Below are 18,808 nucleotides of genomic sequence, written 5' to 3'. Positions count from 1 at the left end.
AGGCACAGCCCTGTGGCCCCGTTCCTGCCGGTCTGATTTGGCTCATTCGGACTTCCTGAATTGCCAGGTTGGCACTCACAATCATGCGAAGCGCGGCGCCATCACAAGCATAATCTTTGACCCGGTTTCTTGTGCATCCCTCTCGACGTGGGGCACAAGTTGACAATCCCGCGGCTCGGTCGATGGCCAGTGGCCCCTCGCCCCACATCAAAATTGATCGAACAAATCAAGATACCAGGAGAGACAATATGGGAAGGTTGGCCGGTCGAAACGTGGTCATTACGGGCGCTGCGGGAGGGATTGGCCTCGCCACCGCAAAGCTTTTTCTCGCGGAGGGCGCCAATTTGCTGCTCGTGGATCGCCAGCCCATCGAGCGCCCAGACTTGCCCGATGCCACCGACAGTCGATGGATCACGGTTCAAGCGGACCTTTCCATTATGTCCGAACTCGACAAGATTACCGACGCTGCGCGCCAGGCCTGGGACAAGATCGACGTCTATTTCGCCTGTGCGGGCCTCATCAAGATCGCGCCGCTCGGAAGCATTACGGAAGAGGTTTACGACAGACACCTGGCGGTCAACCTCAAAGCCGTCGTTTTCGGCGTCCAGAACGTACTACCAATGATGAGCGAAGGGGCATCGATCGTTCTGATGAGCTCCTGCATGGCCGATATGGGAGCGCCGGGCTACAGCCCCTATGGCGCGACAAAGGCTGCGGTGCGATCGCTTGCTCGCAACTGGTCGCTTGATCTCAGCGATCGCAAGATCCGGGTCAATGCACTGATGCCGGGCGGCATCGAGACGCCCTTGCTCCAGGACTCGCTGCCCGCCGACAACAAGGAGGTCGTGGAAAGCCTGCTCCCGCGCATTCCGATGCATAGGATCGGGGATCCCGACGAAGTGGCGCAGGCCGCCCTTTTCCTCGCGTCAGCGGCGAGCAGCTACATGACAGGCACGGGTCTCGCGATCGATGGTGGCATCGGCCAAGTCTAGGCCCAGCCCCGTGGATAGCCGCCTCACTCGAACGCCGGCGCAGAGCTTGCGCGGCCAGGCAGGACGATACGGAGCCGGGAAATGGGCGCAGCTTTCTCTAATGCTCGCGCCATGAGCGTGGCCTGAGCACGGGAGCAAGCCGCCCTCGGCCTTATTTCGTGAACGATATTACAAGGAGTGCATCATGTCCGATCAGCAGGAATATACCCCGCCCAAGGTCTGGGTCTGGGACAAGCCCAATGGCGGGCAGTTCGCGTCCATCAACCGCCCCGTCGCTGGTCCCACCCACGACGAGGAGCTACGGGTGGGCGAGCATCCCTTTCAGGTCTATTCGCTAGCGACGCCCAACGGCCAGAAAGTGACCATCTTTCTCGAGGAATTGCTCGCGGCGGGGCACAAGGGTGCCGAATATGACGCCTGGCCGATCATGATCGAGAAGGGGGATCAGTTTGGATCCGGCTTCGTCGAGGTCAACCCAAATTCCAAGGTTCCGGCACTGCTCGACCGGTCGGGCGCCACGCCGATCCGCGTCTTCGAATCCGGCGCAATCCTGACCTATCTGGCCGAGAAGTTCGGCGCGTTCCTGCCGACCGATCCGGCCAAGCGCGCAGAGACCTTCTCGTGGCTCTTCTGGCAAATGGGCAGCGCACCCTATCTCGGCGGTGGTTTCGGCCACTTCTATGCTTACGCGCCGACGAAGTTCGAATATCCAATCAACCGCTTCGCGATGGAGGCCAAGCGCCAGTACGACGTTCTCGACCGCCGGCTCGCGGAAACGCCTTATCTCGCCGGTGAAGATTATACGATCGCCGACATCGCGGCCTGGTGCTGGTACGGAAATGTTGTCCAGGGCCAGCTTTACGGGAACGCGGCAGAATTCCTCGCGCTTCACGAATACACGAATGTCCAGCGCTGGGTGGCGGCCATCGCGGACCGCCCTGCGGTGAAGCGCGGGCGGATCGTCAACCGGTTCTATGGCGAGCCGTCCCTGCAGCTTCACGAACGCCACGATGCAAGCGACTTCGACCTGCGGACCGAGGACAAGAAGCCCGCAGCCTGATGGATAACAGTGTCGCGCCGACCATGGACCCGTGGTCGGCCACTGGCTCCGTCAACAATCTCGAGAACCAGACTATTTTCGTAGGCTTCGACGTTGGTTCGATTGCTTCCGCGGTATCAAACTTCCTTGCTATCGCGGACCTACGGCGGCGCAGCATCCCGCAAAAAATCTGGAGCCGTTTCCGCGCCGAGGAGAAGCGATCGCCGCGCTTCCGTTACCAGGCGGCCATCAGAGGCTTCTCTTCCGGCCAAGGTCTAACGCGGCTACCGCGAGTTGCACGATGACGCTGCGGCTGATCTGGAGACGTTCTGTATGGATGCGCCTTGCCGCCTTCAGCGTTTTGGGAGCGGCCATGGTGCTTCTCACCGCACCGACTGGAGCACTCGCGCTGCGTCAAGCGGCGCAAATCCAGTTCATGCACGCGATGGGGACCTTTGCATGCGCGACCTTCATGAATATCGGCGCGCACCGCGCGAGACACGCACCGCTATTTTTCCTAGCTGGAAGTGCCTACATTGCGGGCCGATCTATATCGCGCAGTTCGGCGGACCAACTGCGCTTCCCTTGATAACCACGCTAGGGACTGCGTCCCTCGCCTGCGGTTGGCTTGTGCTGATTGCCGCCGCCGAGGGAATTGATCGAACGGGCGCGCCGCATCGAGCCGCACTTGCGGACCAAAAAGCCGACTGACAGCGGAAGCACGACTAGGAAATCGTTTCACAAGGATAGGCTGCGCTGCATCCTTTCCTATCTGGACAGGTGACAGTGAAAAACCGCCGCTACGCCAGTGCTCCCAGGGGAGCTCCCCACGAACCAAACGCACACGCTGCCAAGGTTGCCTGTGGCGATCTACCCGACCGGAGTATGGTTACAAATCAAATCGGCCGACCTTTGCGAACTTTGCATCGACGATCTCCTCGGCGAGACCAGGACGGCTCTCGATGTCGAAATCAAAATGCTTGTAGAAGCGCACGACTTTTTTGACCGCGGTCGGCTTTCTGATCGTATCCCAAGTCAGGCCGTGAAACGAGCGATGGCTCTGGAACTGACGATCGGCATGCGCTGCGACGTCTGCATTGCTTGGTGTCGCAATTCGGCAGAGGTCGGTCGCCGCGTATTTGATCATGCGCGTAAAAAGAAGAAAATCGTCGAGCGTCAGGCTGTCGGCCGGATTAGGAGCTTCCAAACCAAAGTCGACCTCGAAAAGCGGTCGGTTCTCAACCGCCTTTCGATATGCTGTTTCAAGCGACGCCGCGCTCTTGCTCGGATGCATGAACGCATTCCGGACGCCGCGATAATATTCTAGAACGAGATAGCGCTCCTGCCAGATTCGCCGAATGTTCTTCAGACGCCCCCCAGGCAGTACATCCAACGCCCAATCCGTCGAGCCTTCTTTGGAATTGCGTCCACGCGACTGCCGTCCGCAGACGCTGTCGACCTCCGCCACGAGGTCCTGTAAGAAACCATCAAGCTGTTGATAGGCGCCGACAATGTAGAGGGTCGCCGCGCGGCTAGGCAGATTTTGCATGTCTAGCTCATAAACGACGATCCCTTGCGCTTTCGCTCGCGTTGCAAGGTAGACCGAGGGATCGCCGCTAGCCTTGGCAGCGTCGGTGAAATCACGATTTGCGACCTCCATCACCTCAGCCATGCCATCGCCGTGTCCAAGCCGCTGCAGAAGCTGTCGATAAGCCTCGAACCTCCACTCCATTCGTGGACTCGACCGGACCACCGCGGGAAGTCGATCCTTGTGCGCCAGACGCGCGCGAAGGTCGGCCACCTCGTTTACGCCGTGCTTTGTTTTTGTCCCGATCATTCGAGCTTCCTCATCAATCTGCGGGCGCCATCCTACTCGGCCGCCATTGCCGGTTGTAGGCAGCGACGTGCGCCGGCCCTGCCAACCCCCCGCCTACAATCCCGCGTGCCCCTCACCGATGGCGAAAAAGGTCTTAGTTAAGATCTCGCTGGTCGAATGCGTGCGGACACCCTTCAGCTCCCAGACCGGCTCGGTTCCTTCCAGAAAGCGGTATGTGCGGCGGGCGCGAGCCTAGCCCTGGTCCCTATCGCTTTTTTGGCATCAGGCTTACGATAAAGCACAGATCCTGCTCGCTGAGACAGTGCTCGACAGGCCGGCCGCCTTGCAGTCTTGGATGTCCGGAATTCAGAAACAACTCTGCCAGCTGTTCGCTTGGAAATGCGCGTCTCGCGGCGTCCGACAGCTTGCCGCGCAATCTCGCGGCATGATTTTCGGCCGCGATACGCATGCGACGCACGTCGCTCTCCTGGGCTAATTGACGCTCAAGCCGCAGCAGTGCCTCATCTCCTTCCCGCGCGTAATCTTCAAAGCTTGTCTCCGTCCCGGCAACCTTCTGCGCCAGCCACGCCGCCCCGTCGCCTTCCAGCATCTGTCCGGCCTGAAGGCGGATCGAGCGCTGACGCTCCGATGCCGCCTTTTCCAGTGCGGCGGCCTTTTCGGCTTCGGCGGCGGTGATGGCCTCCTGATTGCGGCGGCGGATCGCCTCGAGCGGCAGGCCGCATAGATCGTCGATCACCTTCGGGAAATAACCCGACGCCATCGTCTCGAGCTGCGCGACACGCGACAGCAATTCGCGATATCCGTCGCCGCCGGCCTCGATCAGCTGAAGGGGTGACATGCCGGTGCTGCGATAGGTCTTTGCCCAGTCCCGATAGGCAGCCTCGGTGTCCTCGACTTGCGCTGCGCCGAGCAGCTTCTTCACTCGCCAACGCAGCTCGACCCGGCGATGCAGGAGATCCTGCAGCTTCGGCTCGACATAGAAGCACTCGTCCTCCCGGCCCCAGAAGACTGCCTGCCCCTTCATCGTCAGCGCTGCCAAATAGTGCCAAACCGCGGCGTGCGGACTGCCATAGCTCTCCTTGCTGAAGCCGGCTTCGGCAAGGCGCTTCGCGGGGTAAGCGGCGAGATCCGTGCGGATCATCCAGTCCGGCAGCTTCGACGACAGGTCGCGTTCGCTCGGATAGTCGCCTTTGACCTTGAGCTTCGCGCCCGGCGAATATTGCTCGCTCGGCTTGATGACATGCTCGAACAATGCCTGGGCCTGCCAATCCCTGTCCGGCACCGTGAACCAGTGGCCACCCTCGGCCTCGACGCCGATCAACGCTTCGAGGCCGGTCCGGCGTACAGCCGGCATAGCCTCGTCCTTCCAGTCCTCGGGGACGCTGGCACGGCGCTTGCGCAGGATATGCCCTTTGAGCCTCGCGCCTCGCTCGGCTTTCTCCTTCGCCACGGCCGCATCGAGCTTGCGCTTTGCTGCTGCGGTCTTGCGATGGTGTATCCATTGGCGCGGCGCCGTGTGCAAAATCGCGGCATCGAGCGCGTCACCGTCCATCGTCCCGGCCTTCAATCCGGACAGGTCGATCTCGACCATCGAAATGTCGTGATCACGCACCTTCCCGCGCTTCTCGCCATCGACGGCATGATAGACCAGAAATTCGACCGCAAGTTCGAAGCCTTGATAGAGGACCAGCGCGTCGGGCTGAAAGCTGCCGATCTTGTGCTCCGGGAGCACTGCATCGAACTCATAGATACCGGCCGCAAACACGGTCTGTTGAACGCGCTCCGCCTCGAGCACCAGCCCGGGAAGCGTGAGCGTCTTAGCCGCTGCCAGCAACTCCTTCGCATAACGGTGAAGGGCCGTTTCTCCGGCGCACAGTGAATCCGGCCGGTGCGCAAAATGCCGGCGCTTGTTAATCGGTTGGCGAAGGGTCAGGACTTCGCTGCAGTCCAGGCAATGGAACGGCCCCTGTGTTAGGTCGGTGACCGCCGACACATGCCGTGCGATAGCATCACCGCACCGCGCGAACGGGACCTTGAGCAGCGTCTGACCGACGGGCTGCGCCATACGTCCGGCAGCGCACGGCCGGCGGCGCGCTCCGCTAGGAGGAATCAGGTCATGGCGATCGATGTCGGACAAAGGTATGCCTGCTACCGACACTACACAGGGGGCGTGCAATGCGGGGCAGAATATTGCCTCTCAGTCGACTAATCGGCAACCCGACACATGCGCCCCACCGCGATGACTCAGTGCACCGCCGAGGCGCGCCCGCTCCGCGCTAGACATGAACCCGGAGTCGCTCGAAAAGCGTGATGAGCGGCACCGACGTCGCGAGATGACAATCGCCGGGATGAGCAGGGAGCGGGAACGTTGGTATCCGACAGAATATGTCGATGTGGACCGTGAGTAACGCGCCCAAACGCCATCACTACGTGCCGCAATTTTATCTCCGGCAATTTGCAATCCCCGGCGAAGCCAACAAGGTCTCGATCGTGGAGCGGCACCGTGACATCCTGGTTGCCGATCGCAAGTCGGTCGGCTCGATCGGCTATGAGGAGGGACTACACGACTTCGTCGAGGACGGAGTTGCCGGTTCAATCGAAGGCGAGGTCAACAAGGTCATCGAAACACCGTTCTCGGACAGCCGAACCTGGGAGAAGATCGAGACCGGTAACTGTGCGAGCCTCGACGACGAAGATCGCCTCTCGATCTACGGTTTTGCCCGCCACCTCCTCCGACGAAACATCCGCATGCTTCGCTTCATGGAAACCGAGAACGCGCGCTTTCGGGCCGGCAAGCTCTTTGAGATCACCTCCGAGGAGCGAGCGATGCATCGGCGAATAGCGGATGGGCCCGGAGGCCCGCACCAGCTATTCCGACAGAGCGTGCTCGACACGTCGATGCCGGAGGACGCCGCCGAGATCAACGTGATGATCTGCCAGTCGCCCATACCGTTTCGGTCATCGACCAACCCGACCTTGCTGGTCTCGCATCCCGGCAGGGCTTCGATTTTCGGCGAGATGTTTGGATCGCTCCGGACCTGGTGGCTGAGCCTCGACCGGCACTGGGGGGCATTCATCATTGCCGGCGGGCCGCCCGGCTTTAGCAATAGCAGCGTGGAACCTGCTGTCGCGCGCGTAATCAACCAATGCTTCCTCACTCAGCTACTCCACGGTGATGCGCGCTACATGCTGGCTGCAGACGCGTATCTCCAACCAGATCTCACCTGGGCTGGTTTTAAGTTCGAGCAGCAGACCACCCATGGTTTCCGCTACCGCGCAGACAGCTGGACCGATCCAGATCCCGCAACTCTATGAAAGGTCGCGGCGGAAACGCGGGTAGTTGCGGGCTCCGTCGCCCCCCGCCCCCCACGAGCCCGCCTGACGGAAAAATTCGGATTGGGTCGGCACCTCTTGAGCCCTGCCCTACCAAGCGATCTGGTCGCTGACTCGGTGCTCGGCCGGCCCCCAGGCTCGTCAATGCCGCCAAACGGCGTCTCCCCACCGAGAAAGGACTTCTCCAAGGTCGCGCCCCTCGTTCAGCGGGTCGAACCTCACGAGCGCTGCCACGCCATAGCGGCGCGCGAGCGCCTGAGCAGCGACAACGTCCGCCTCAGCGCGCTCACGATACCCCCGCTTTGCCCAGTGCCGCGCTCCAAGATGATAGATGACCGCCCGCTGGAACAGGAAAGGTATGCGTGCGAGCAGGTGGCCGGACTTCCGTAAGATGCGGTCGAGGTCCTCCAACTTCCGGATGACCAGATATTCCGATTGCGGCGGCGCGACGGGCAATCTCGGCACGATGCACAAGGGCCATGCCGCCTCAACCAAACGCTGATCGCCGGATAGGGCCGCGATCAACAAATTCATCCGCGAGAGCACGTACGTGCGAAGTGGCGTCTCTCCACGGGCATCTCTCGCCGCGACAATCAGTCGTCCCAGGAGGTCGTTGTCCCCGACGGCTAGCGGCAGCAGCGGCACTGTGAGCAGATTGATTGCCTCAGTGCCGACGCGCTCGACAGGCGCGCTCAGCACAAGCTCAATCGCCTTCAGCGCCTCGGGGGCTGCCTCCCTCGCAAAGCCTGACATCAGCGGAATCCACGTCAGTAGCGCTCGTGCTTCGGCTTCTTTCGTCATCGCCGAGGCATCGAGCGCAGCGTCGAGGGCACGCGACGCGAGTTCGCCGCCTAGCCGCTCATCACCGAGAAGCGCCCGGCTTTCCGCCAGATTCTTGAGCGCTGTCGACAGCTGCCCCCGCAGATCGTCGGTCTCGGGCGGTCCCCAGAACGGCTCAACCACAAAATCCAAATTCTGCCGTTTTACGAGATTGCCAGTCCGCGTGACCACGTCCACCTGAACGTCAGCCGCCTCGGCGACACGACCCAACCCGAAAAGCAGAGTGCTCGTTGAATTGAGCACCCAAGCTTCATCAAAGGGTTCCAGCTCATAGCCGGGCCGGCCGAGACCCAGCTCGTGATAGCGGCGGCGAAAGAAATGACCGAACGCGTCGAGTTCCTCGCTGACGAGCCCGAGAAGCGCCACCGACCGGTTTTCGTTGTGCCTGCGAATTTCCGGACCGAGCGTTTTGTCGGCAACCAGCTTTGGCAGACCCGCGCGAACGCCATGCCGGAGGCATTGATACAGGAGGTCGAGCGATCCATCGACGTCGCGCTGAGCGATGCCCGCTTCCCGCAACGCCCGGTACAGTACCTCGTGCGCTTGCCTGTAGGCTTCGAGATCTTCGGATTCGAAGTTCGTCTCGACCCAACCCCTGACGATCGGATGCAGGTCGAGCGCGCGGCCATCGTTCTCGAGCAGCAACCCCGCCTTCCTCAGGCGCCCAACACCCGCTTCGACCTCCGCATCCGACACATCAGCCCCGGCAAGCCCCGACATATTTGCTTCGCGCAGTGCGGCTATCGCAAAGGGCGCAGCTGGGCGATCAAATAGCGAAACGGCACGTAGAATCTGAAATGCGGTCTCGTCAGGGGCCCGGTCGTTGCGAAACCACTGCTCGACATAAGCTCGCAGAACCCGGCCGACATCGGGATCGTCACCGACAGCGTCCAAGAAGCGGTCGATGGCCCGCAGTTCGCCCCGAGCTCGCTCTCTCACAAAGCCGGCAAAGAGGTTAAGTGTGAGCGGATGACCGCGCAGCCTCTCGGCATAGCTGAGAAGCTCGCCTCGATCCCCCGCCAATCCGCGCTCGCGCAGCAGATCAGCCCCGGCCTCGGGCGAAAGGGTTTGCAGATCGATCCGCGTCGCGGGCCTGTTAATCAGGTCAATAGGCGCAAATCGCGATCCAACGACAATGCCGCCTTGGGAAAGCTCGATGAGACGCTCGAGCAGTGTCGCGACGCCCTCATCCGAGATACGCCCAGCGTTCGGCTCTCCGGGACCAAACTGCACAGTTTCGAGGCCATCCAGGATGAGCACTCCCCGCGCGCTGACCAGCAGCTCAACCGCCAGCTCCAGACGCTCGTCGAAGGAGGCGTACCTGTTTGGCAGCATTCCGAAGCTGCCAAGGATCCAGTCGACCAACGCCATCGACTGTGTCCCGCCCGACGTCCCCTGAGAGCGAAAAGACCAGGCCAGCAGGTAATCAGGCTTGGTGTCCTCTCGCAGGAGTTGTCGCGCCCAATGTCCGACCAGCGTTGATTTGCCCAAACCGCCGGCACCGGTCACGATCGCGATGCGTGTTGTCGCTGGCTGGCTAGGCCCTGCCTCAGCCGGCTGCCAGACCGCGGAGAGGTGAGCTAGCTCCGCGTCGCGACCAACGGGCTCGGCGGTCGGTACAGCAAATTCTCCGAGCGCAATTACTGGCTGCCGCTCCGTCACTTGACGGAGATGCGCCCTCAACCCGACCGGCACACGCAGCACAGCGAGCATTTCGGCGGCACAGTCATCCCAGTGATGACCATCGCGGAGCAAGTCTCGCCGTAAGACGAGAGCCTGTTCTTTCAGTGCCTGCCTGTCGCGGCATGCGCGAACAATTAGCTCGGACAATGCCTCGATATCGGCCTCGTCTGGAGTCCCATCTGCAACGCTTCCACCCTTGACGAGTAGGTGTTGGACGCTGTTGTGACGACCGCGGCTCTTCAAATATTCATACGCACCCGACCTCTCGCTCAAAACCACCGGTACACCGGCGCCGATCGCCTCCCACCCGATCAGCCCGAAGCCCTCCCGCAGGGACGGCATCAGCAAGAGGTCGGCGCTTTTGATCCGTCCAAACAGCGACGTCCGTTCGGTGTCGAACGGCAAGAAGAAATGCGGCAGATAAGCATCGGTCAGCTGGCGCCAATGCTCCGCTACGCCGTCAGATTCTGGCAGATAGTTGGGACCCTCATCAGCTCCGATGATTTCGAGCCGCCAGTCGATCGACGCGAGATCTTCCTTTCGGGTGGCCCGGGCGACTGCCTCGAGTGCCAGCCGCGCCTGTTTTACAGCGTCGTCGGTGCGACTCATCCGCCCAGCCACTAAGATCTGGTAGGCACCCGAGACGCGGCTGCTTGGCCGGATCTCAGGAAGCCCCGGAATCAGAATGTGGGCCGGCTCGCCCACAAGGCGGTGGGCGCTGTCTCCCAAGGTGGGCCCCACCGCAAAGCGGTGTCGAGCGCCGACGAGCACATCCCGCTGTCCGCGTGATTTTTCATCAGCGATGAGCGATCCGTGCCGGATGCCGGCGTAAGCGTGGAAATCCATGTGATGGATCACCGACGAGGTCCCGCCGAACCGCTCTGCACAGACGATCGCGATGTTTCCACTATGGACGTCGTGTCCGATCCAATGCTGGGAATCCTTAGCTACCGGGGAGGATATGGCGTCGACGGCGGCGTGGACCGCGTTGGCGTCGCTAAGGTCGGCCGACGAAAGATGCACGTTCTCCTGCAGAGCCTCGGCGACTTGTGTCGCTGTCGCCTTTTCTACGATGCAAACGACTGTCGTAGCGGAAGCTATTCGCGCGGCGGCTCGCGCAAGATCCGCGTTGAAGCTGTTTATGCCCCCGAGTTGGGCGCCCCATCGGGTCGCCAAGAAAATGAGGCAAGACGGACGAGAGCCGTTGGTGGGCACGATGCTCGTGCCCGAGCTTACCAGGCCCTTCGATTGGCCACTTGAAACGACGAGGGATCCCATGGTCCGCCTTGGCGATTTCCCGCCGATCTAAGAGTTCAATACAGCCAACATGATGCTGCCGAGACTGCACGATGACGCTCACAACGGCCAGCGCGGTTTCCCGGTCAACACCCTGATAAACCCGCCGCCCGACAAGCTCGCCTGCTGTCAGCCTTCAGTCCGCACTCGCTTCTTCCATACGACGCCTAGCCATTTCCTCGTACCAAGCCGGAATGGTGTCGTAGGTTGGTATTGGGTCGTCAGGTCCGAGAATGAGGGAGCGTGACCAGAGGATGCCGGTCTCGTAATGCGGCAAACAATCCAAGACACCAGCGACCTCTAGCCAGTGTGTCGCCTCCGGCAACAGAGCGCGCGGCAGGGGATGCTTCGCAAACGGGTTATGGAACACCTCTAGCTCCGCGCACCACGGTTCGCGCCCCTGTGGCCATAGCTGGCGATATTCGTCGGACATCACGTCCATGCAAAACGGAATGCCATCGAGCGCGCCTGGCGTCCGATCGGCGAACTTTCCGTACCGCATGTAGCGTCCCACTTCCAAGGGCATTCCCCATGTCAGCGCGACGCGGTTGAACTTGCTCGTCGCACACGCATTCGTGAAGATGATGGCTGAAAGCTCAGCATGAGCATCGTTGCGAAACAGACCGGCCGGAAAGCCCGAAGCCCCGAGAAGGCGGTCGGCCTCATAACCCACCGCTACACGTTCGCCGTCAACTACCCTCGCCTCGGCGCTGATGCCGTAGATGTACCCGAGAAGCGCCTCCCGGCTCCACACCATCGAGGCCGGCGCGTGAAAATCCGCGAGCGCAAGCGCAAACGGACTTCCTGCAACATGGTGCTTATGGGCATCGCCGCGAGCCAGTTTGTTTCCAATCGTCTTGGCGAACCGCACGGCCGCCGTTCCGAGAAACAGTTCGTCGCGCCCTTCAGGTTGCACCGAGGGTATCGCGCCGACTGGTTCGAAACGGATCGGTGGGTTCGCGGTGACCGCTTCGACCCACCCGACGCCGCCCAACCGGTTCTCTATCCTGAAGTCCGGTGATTCGAACGGTTGGGTCACGAGCAGGCCTTGTTCGCGAAAGCTTGCAAGGAGCTGAGCCTCCCACAGTCTCGTGTGAAAGTTCTCGGTCTGGCAATCGGCTGCCCAATTACGATCAGGCTTTGGAAGAGATAAATATAGCTGACTGAGCAGCCGGGCGACATTCCGATGGCTGCGCGAGAGCAGCTTTTGAAAGATCTCGCTCGGCTTTCTCCCTTCAAGATCATAAAGGGGCGTTCGACGTGGGACGTTCGAAGGCAAGGGTTCTGGCGGGGTCCCCTCTTTCATAGCGCCGCGCGCCGTCTCGCGGGCCTGTTCGACATCAGCTATTCCGGTCAGATCCGAAACCATCGTCCAAACACCGTCCTCCCGGCGTCGCATGACGATCAAACCAATGTCGCCAGTTTCCACGTGCCGGGTCACGACCGACCAAGCTTGCCCGTCAACCGTCTCCCATCCCTCGGCCGGTATGCGATCTCCGAAGCCGTGGCCGCGCGGCAAAGCGAGCGCGTAGAGGTCAAACTTGCCGTGTGGGAGCTCCTGCACCGCCTACTATCCGATCTTCGCCATGAGACGCCCGGCGGCACCCTGCTCGGCGGCTAGGTTCCGGTTATAAGCAAGCGGCATACGCGGCGACTTCCACCGCAACGCATCCATGATCCCTGCGAGATCCTCGCCGCTGGCGAACAAATCCTGGTTTAGCCCGATTCGTGTTGAATGGGCGCTGATCCCCTTGAGTAGCCGCGCCAGGTCCTCGGCTGTGAGATCCGGCAGCGCGCCGAGATCGAACGCGCGCTGGATGATCGACCGGAAGATCGGCCCGATCGATCCCGGATGCAGCGCCACGGAGCCGATGTCATACTCCACGCGCGCCTTCACCGCGGGCTTGGAGAGCGTCTTGCGCAGATCCCACGTTTCCCGCCCCGAGATGCTGTCGATCGACCGACCGCGCACGGCGGCGCGCGCCTTGTAGCGCCGGACCTGTACCCTTCGGAACAGCGGCCCCGCCTTGATTTCGGCCGCCTCGGTCCACGCCGCGATCGCCGCGACGGTGCGCGGGCTGAGATAGGCGGTCGCCCCCTCCCCTTCCTGGTCGCCCTTACTGCGCCGGATCTGCAGCAGGCGCGCGTCGGGGTCGATCGCCTCCTCAAGATGCTCCAACTCCACCGCTACCAGCTCTGACGCACGCAGGCCGCTGTCATAGGCCGCCGACAACAGCGCCCGATCGCGCAATCCCGTGAGATCATCGGGGCAGCTCTCGAGCAGCGCGCGGATATTGAGCCCCCGCGCCTTGTCCCGCTCAACATCCTTGACCGGTCCTTTGAAGCGGAGCGGGCGCGCCTGCTTCTGCGCAATTCCCTTCTCGCGGCGCACCGCCGCAAGCCTGATCTTCACCAGCGGTGCCGGCGTCGGGTCCTTCAGGTCGAGCAACTGATGGATCTTGGCGATCGATGCCTTGTAGCGCCCCAGCGAGGCTGGCTTGCTCCCCTTCCCTGCCCGCGCATCGAGATAATCTGCCACCGTCTCGGCCGCCGCCGGAAGCGATATCCGGTTGGTGCGTCGGCACCAGGCATCGAACGCTTCGATATCGGACTTCAATGCGCGGATGCTGTGGGGCGATGACGCGCGCTGGTAGGCCGCGATCAGCGCCTCGTTGATGACGATCCGCTCGCCGGCGCGCATCTGCACGATCGTCCAGCCAAGGTCGCTCGGCGCGGTAACGGCCGGCAGGGCAGCCTCAGCGGCCGCCACAGCGGTTTCTGGCCCTTCCCGGGCGGTTTCGGTGCTCACGACGCGCCACGCTCCTCAGCGCGGCTTGTACGTCACCTTATAAAGAGAGGTCAAATATGGATATGTGATAAGTGCAATTATCAAATGTTGATTATTGGCAAGCATCGGAAGCGGAAACAAACTGCTGACTTTGGTTTCCCTATGTGGCAAGATCGCTGTGATGGCTCGAACCGAAAACCTGAAGGCGACCGACTCTCTTCTCCTCCTCGGCCGCTTGGATGGGCGGCTTCTGGGCAGTGCGTGCGCCGATATTTTTCTGGCGCGATCTCGCCTCGCTGGCGCAGCCGCACTGGCGGGCCTCGCTGGCGTACCGATCGGGGTGAGCGACCTTCAACGCTGGATTGCAGGCCGCAGTCCCCCTCCCCGCGCCTCCGAGGGTCTCAACGATCCTATATCCGTCGCCGCCGTCTTCCACCTCGCGCTTGCCCGCGACGAAGACATCCGCGATCCCGTCAACCAAGCCACGTTGAACATCTTGCGATCGGTACTCGACGATCGCGCCGCGGCGACCGCCTATGGTAGCGATGATCTTGCGCACTTCGGCCCAATGTGGCGCCAGATCAGGGCTGAAGCGGATGCCCCCTTCCCTACCGCCGATCTGCTCTCGATCGCGGAGCGCGTATTCCACCTCAGCGCCCTTACCAACCCGGCGCCCCAATCGTCCGTAGACGTTGTCAGCTTCGATGGACGGTCGCTCGACCTGCCGCCCCGACAGCGCGACCGTCTGTGGCTTATCGCCGTCGCCGTGCCTCGAATGCTCTATAGCGCTGGCTTCACGTCCCGGTTCATCCCTTCGCTGGTCCTGCTGCCGAAGTTCCTGCCCCCCTCCCCTGCTGCCTTGGCGGTGATCATGGCAGATGCCATCGGGAAAATGGCACGCACTGGGCTTAAGGAACTCGATGCGATTGAACGGGCCGCCAGCAAGACGCTCGTCGATCGCGGTGCTACCCGACGCAGCAAGGCACCTCTCCTGGCCCGGCTTCAGCTGACCTATCCTGGCCTTCAGACCTCGGCAGTCTCGAAGCTGCTCAATGTCACGCCCCAGGGCGCGAGAAAGCTCCTCGAGGCGTCCGCCCAACATTCAAGCCCAGTGCTGGTCTAGCACCTTGCGGATAGCCTCGTCGGCCTCTTCCCGTGTTGCTCCTCCCTTACTGAGCAACGTGAGCCGAATGCCCTTTCGGTCGGCGCCTTCGATCCGTAAGATCGGCTTTCCACCGGCTCCTGTCACGGTTTCAGGCTTTCCTGACTTCTTGGGGGATCCTGACCTCTTGGGGGGGTCTACGGCCACCGTGAGCGCCTTGATCACATCGAGCACCGGCATGGCCTGACCGCTGTCTTCTTGGGCTTTCGCAAGCCGCTCCGCTTCTTTGAAGGCGCGCGCCTTTCGATCGTCGGGCTTCATCAGAGCCTTGAGCGCAATGGCATTGCGGACGCCCAACTCCTGCGGATCCGCAAACGCCTGTGTGACCTCGATAGGTAGACGGGCCAGATCAAGGTAGCGTGTAAGCCAGCTCTCAGAGACTTTCAGGCGTTCCGCCATCGTCTTCTGCCGTCCGTCATAATAAGCGTCGAGCGCGCGCAGATAATCGCGGGCGCGTTCCAGATCGGTGAGGTCGTCCCGGGCCCGGTTCTCAATATCGGCGAGGCGGAATGCCTCCTCATCACCAATCTCGCGAACGTCGATGAGGAACTTAAAATCCGGATAGTTGTGCGATCGTAGCCAGCTGATCGTCCAATGTCGGCGCGCGCCGCAGATTACCTCAAAGTCATAGTCCGGATCACCTGCGACCCGGCGGACGATCGCGGGGATCTCCTGACGGCCTTGCGCCTTGATGCTCTCAATCAAGTCCTCGCAGCGCTGCTCATTCAGCAATCCATATTCGCGGTTGTGGCCAGCCCACATGCGGCACCGCACTGGGTCGACCAGCTCATGGGTTCGCGTCACCACCGAACCCGACGCCAAGTCGGCAAGCCGATTGGCGCGGCCCGTCAGGACGTTCGCACCAATGCTGGACCGTCGCGCAGGCGCCGCCTCGCTCGTGAGGTCGATTCCGGCCGCGAGATCAGCTGCAAAGCCGCTGTTTTTTCTGCTCATAGGAGCCTCCCTTCGCTCGGAATTGCACGCGTGCAATTCGTGTTTCTACCGAAAATTGCACGCGTGCAATTTCGGCTGCTCACGCCAGCGCCGCTTCGCGCAAACGCTTCTGATGACTGGGCCACATCGACCGAATATCCACTTCGATTTCGCCATTCACACCATCGAGATAGGCCAGGCAACGATTGCGAACTGCAGAGCTGGTAGCTGGTCCATCAAGCTCATAGACCGTCATCAAACGGGCGGTGGCGTTGTCGATCTCAGCGGAATCCTTGAGTGGCGTGCGTACCATCGCATGGCCAAAAAGCGTCCGCATAAGGTTGAGCAACTCCTTCTGCATCGACTTGTTCTCGTCGACCTTCGAAGCAACGAATCGGAGGAACCGCAACTCGGGCGCGAGCCCGCGCTCGGCAAGCTGCTCGATCGTCTCATCCAGCATCGAGAGGAACGCCGCTGTTGACGAGAAATCCATGACAGTCGGTGGCACCGGCACGACCAACGAATTCGCCGCACGCAGCACCGACAATGAGATAGCGCCCAAGGCGGGCGGCGGATCCATCACGATTACGTCGAACCGGTCTGAGATGCTCTCGATGCCCTCCCTCAATCGATCCAAGAGCGGCCCGTTGCCGCGCGCCATGCGGGCGGCCAATTCATACTCGGACTGGAATAGCCGCAGGTTTGCCGGGATGAGCTCGAGCCCATCGAAATGCGTCTTTCGCAGGGCATAATCGAGGGACGATCGCTCCCCCTCCCTTAGGAACGGGTAGAGCGTGTCGTCTTCGCTAAGGTCTAGGTCGGGCACGTAGCCAAACAGCGTCGTCGCCGAGGCCTGACTGTCGCAATCGATGAGCGCGACCCGGTAACCCCGGATGGCAAGATATTGCGCCAGATGGACAGCGAGTGTCGATTTGCCCACACCACCTTTGAAGTTCTGGACAGCGATGACGCAACACGGATCCTCCGGGCTGCGATAGGGCCTGGTTCCGAACACGCCGCGCATGTCATTCAATTGAGCGAGCGTGTACCGCTCCCGTCGATTGTTGTCTGTGCGCGCTGGCTCGGGCAGTCGCCCGTCCTTCTCCGCATCGCGAATCGCAGCAGAGGTCCGCCCCACCAATTCCGCCGCCTTGCTGATCGTGAACGTCGGCTCCCGACGATCGTCGCTCCTGGCGCTTCGCGCCGAATCCCGCAGCCTTTCCAGCACCGAGGATGTTCGGTTCGCCAAGGTCGCGACCGACACAAGGCGATCGGCCTCCTCTAGTTCGAGACTATTTGACATGCTCCCGCCTTTCGAAATTCAAGGCACGGTATACGCACTTGCGCTTTTCGGTCAATAAAATCGCGAATTTCGAAAGTGAGGCCGCCGTTTAGGGGCATTACGGCACTGAGCGAGGGCCAACCTGACTCGGTGGGGGAGGCGAAAATTGCACGCGTGCAATTTTTGCCTAAACCGCCCTGCCCCGCCGTGTGACCCAGCTCTCGCAGAACCCTTTCCAGGCGGCCGCAAGCTTGGCACCGCGAAGCTTCTCAAGCCGCTCGCCCATATGCTCGCGGAACCCACTGGCGATCAGATCGATATCCCAGCCGCCGCCATGAGACCGGCCTATCGCCAGCAGATCATCGTGCCCAAAGCGGATCGAACCGCGCGGGAAGGTCGGCTCATCTGTCTTGGACTTCGCCACCGCCTTCGGCAGTGCCGCCAAAGCCACCTGCCCGATCGACACCGTCTCGACGGTGCCTTCGCGCCGTTCCCGACGGCCGCCAGAATGCCGATCGAGTTCATCGACGGTCTCGATGACCTCCGGCGGGCTCTTAGGTTCGAAGCGAAATTCAATCTCGGCAACCGTTCTTCCCTGACGGATTTCGCGCCACTCGACACGAAAGTGGGCAAGCTGATCAATCTCGGCCTTCGCCTTTTCGAGCACCTTGCGGCGCAGCTGTGCGAAGTCGGTGTAAACCTCAGGTGGTATCCCCAGCGCTGCGCGGAGCGCCGCCATGTCACCGCGCCAGGTTGCCTGTCTTCGATGAAGGCGAAGAGCGCCGAGCTCGTACAATCTCAACGCATAGTTAGACCTGAAGCCGAGCACTGCCTGCCGGTTCAGCACAGCGTAGGTCTCGGAAGCCTGGATCATCTTCCGGGCGTCCGGCGTGAACTCCCACTCGATCCAGCCAGCTTCCCCGCCGTCCTCTTCTGTCTCCTCGCGTGAGCGCGAGATCAACGAGAAGCGGAGCGTTGCCTTCTTGCCGCGCCAGGACTTGTCATCGACGGCGAACAGGGTCCGATGCAGCTCCTCCAGCATATCGGTGATCCGCTCGTTGCCTTTATGCCCCCGGCGAATGTCGGCCTTTCGCATGCGATGCGGCTTGTCTTCCCAAGCATCGCCGCCAGCGGTCAAGATCATTAGTGCAAGCAAACGAGACGCTGTGAGGCTCAGCGATTCGCCTTTGACGAATTTGACCTCGATGATGTTGCCGGGCTTAGCGAATTCATCGCCACCTTTAGCCCGCAATGCCGCGGCCACGCGCATAGCTCGACCGGGCGAGACTTCGTCTGCTATTGGTTCGACTTCTTCAGCTAATTGGCCTGCTTCGGATTCCATGCCATATAACGATCGCAACTGAGTCTTCGGAAACTGATTGCTGCCTGACCTGACCTCTTGCGTCAAGTCAGGTCAGGATAGATCGCCATTTTGCTCCCCCCAAACGGTCAGGATTGATTGGTGTCACTGACGGCGAAAAAATGAGGAGATGCCACGAGTCGCGCAAACCGATCATGGAACGACAGAAAACGGTCGCTGTGGCCCAATTGGCAAAATCATTAGGCCCCAAACGCTCTGAAATTGCGCACGAAAGTTCCTGCCCCCACTAGGTCAGGTTGACC

14 protein-coding genes are annotated in these 18,808 nt (G+C 61.4%); 6 read left to right on the top strand and 8 right to left on the bottom strand.

The features are described from left to right. Positions 1–248: 248 nt before the first annotated feature. The 4 genes from E5A73_RS19755 (at position 249) to E5A73_RS19745 (ending at position 2,620) form a co-directional block, all read left to right on the top strand. Complete coding sequence (locus E5A73_RS19755) at positions 249–992, top strand: SDR family NAD(P)-dependent oxidoreductase (protein WP_168356010.1); 744 nt, start codon at positions 249–251, stop codon at positions 990–992. Positions 993–1,176: 184 nt separating this feature from the next. After that, complete coding sequence (yghU, locus tag E5A73_RS19750; RefSeq protein ID WP_135965576.1) at positions 1,177–2,052, top strand: glutathione-dependent disulfide-bond oxidoreductase; 876 nt, start codon at positions 1,177–1,179, stop codon at positions 2,050–2,052. After that, positions 2,052–2,336, top strand: coding sequence for a hypothetical protein (locus E5A73_RS21500; RefSeq protein WP_168356009.1), 285 nt, complete (start codon positions 2,052–2,054; stop codon positions 2,334–2,336). The genes yghU and E5A73_RS21500 overlap by 1 nt, the downstream gene beginning before the upstream one ends. Further along, positions 2,333–2,620 carry a hypothetical protein gene (locus E5A73_RS19745; protein ID WP_135965575.1) on the top strand — a complete coding sequence of 96 codons (288 nt, stop codon included), beginning with the start codon at positions 2,333–2,335 and terminating at the stop codon, positions 2,618–2,620. The genes E5A73_RS21500 and E5A73_RS19745 overlap by 4 nt, the downstream gene beginning before the upstream one ends. 300 nt (positions 2,621–2,920) lie before the next feature. On the opposite strand, the gene E5A73_RS19740 is transcribed toward E5A73_RS19745, so the two are convergent. Next, on the bottom strand, positions 2,921–3,868 hold the full coding sequence (locus E5A73_RS19740; RefSeq protein ID WP_135965574.1) for a hypothetical protein: 948 nt from the start codon (positions 3,866–3,868) through the stop codon (positions 2,921–2,923). A gap of 244 nt (positions 3,869–4,112) precedes the next feature. Beyond that, complete coding sequence (locus E5A73_RS19735) at positions 4,113–6,005, bottom strand: competence protein CoiA family protein (RefSeq protein ID WP_135965573.1); 1,893 nt, start codon at positions 6,003–6,005, stop codon at positions 4,113–4,115. 248 nt (positions 6,006–6,253) lie between these two features. On the opposite strand from E5A73_RS19735, the gene E5A73_RS19730 reads away from it, so the two are divergent. After that, on the top strand, positions 6,254–7,183 hold the full coding sequence (locus tag E5A73_RS19730; protein ID WP_135965572.1) for a DUF4238 domain-containing protein: 930 nt from the start codon (positions 6,254–6,256) through the stop codon (positions 7,181–7,183). A gap of 159 nt (positions 7,184–7,342) precedes the next feature. On the opposite strand, the gene E5A73_RS19725 is transcribed toward E5A73_RS19730, so the two are convergent. The 3 genes from E5A73_RS19725 to E5A73_RS19715 form a co-directional block, all read right to left on the bottom strand. Next, positions 7,343–11,002 carry a glycosyltransferase gene (locus E5A73_RS19725; protein WP_135965571.1) on the bottom strand — a complete coding sequence of 1,220 codons (3,660 nt, stop codon included), beginning with the start codon at positions 11,000–11,002 and terminating at the stop codon, positions 7,343–7,345. A 154-nt stretch (positions 11,003–11,156) separates the two neighbouring features. Then, positions 11,157–12,584 carry a hypothetical protein gene (locus E5A73_RS19720; RefSeq protein ID WP_135965570.1) on the bottom strand — a complete coding sequence of 476 codons (1,428 nt, stop codon included), beginning with the start codon at positions 12,582–12,584 and terminating at the stop codon, positions 11,157–11,159. Between the two features lie 6 nt (positions 12,585–12,590). Beyond that, a complete protein-coding gene (locus E5A73_RS19715; RefSeq protein ID WP_135965569.1) occupies positions 12,591–13,829 on the bottom strand; it encodes an integrase in 1,239 nt (412 codons plus the stop codon). Between the two features lie 94 nt (positions 13,830–13,923). Here E5A73_RS19715 and E5A73_RS19710 point away from each other — a divergent pair, with 94 nt between their 5' ends. Next, on the top strand, positions 13,924–14,931 hold the full coding sequence (locus E5A73_RS19710) for a hypothetical protein (RefSeq protein ID WP_240700289.1): 1,008 nt from the start codon (positions 13,924–13,926) through the stop codon (positions 14,929–14,931). On the opposite strand, the gene E5A73_RS19705 is transcribed toward E5A73_RS19710, so the two are convergent. From E5A73_RS19705 to E5A73_RS19695, 3 genes are all read right to left on the bottom strand, one after another. After that, positions 14,911–15,924, bottom strand: coding sequence for a ParB/RepB/Spo0J family partition protein (locus E5A73_RS19705; RefSeq protein WP_135965567.1), 1,014 nt, complete (start codon positions 15,922–15,924; stop codon positions 14,911–14,913). The two genes, E5A73_RS19710 and E5A73_RS19705, sit on opposite strands and share 21 nt — an antisense overlap. 79 nt (positions 15,925–16,003) lie before the next feature. Continuing rightward, the gene (locus E5A73_RS19700; RefSeq protein WP_135965566.1) at positions 16,004–17,206 is read right to left on the bottom strand and encodes an AAA family ATPase; all 1,203 of its coding nucleotides are present in this window, start codon (positions 17,204–17,206) and stop codon (positions 16,004–16,006) included. 166 nt (positions 17,207–17,372) lie between these two features. Further along, entirely contained in the window at positions 17,373–18,527 is a 1,155-nt protein-coding gene (locus tag E5A73_RS19695; protein WP_206366558.1) for a replication initiation protein, read from the bottom strand. Between the last annotated feature and the right edge of the window lie 281 nt (positions 18,528–18,808).

This window comes from Sphingomonas gei, from assembly GCF_004792685.1.
GTDB classification, from domain to species: domain Bacteria; phylum Pseudomonadota; class Alphaproteobacteria; order Sphingomonadales; family Sphingomonadaceae; genus Sphingomonas; species Sphingomonas gei.
The sequence above is the reverse complement of the archived record's forward strand: the minus strand, read 5'-3'. Positions and strand labels throughout refer to the sequence as shown.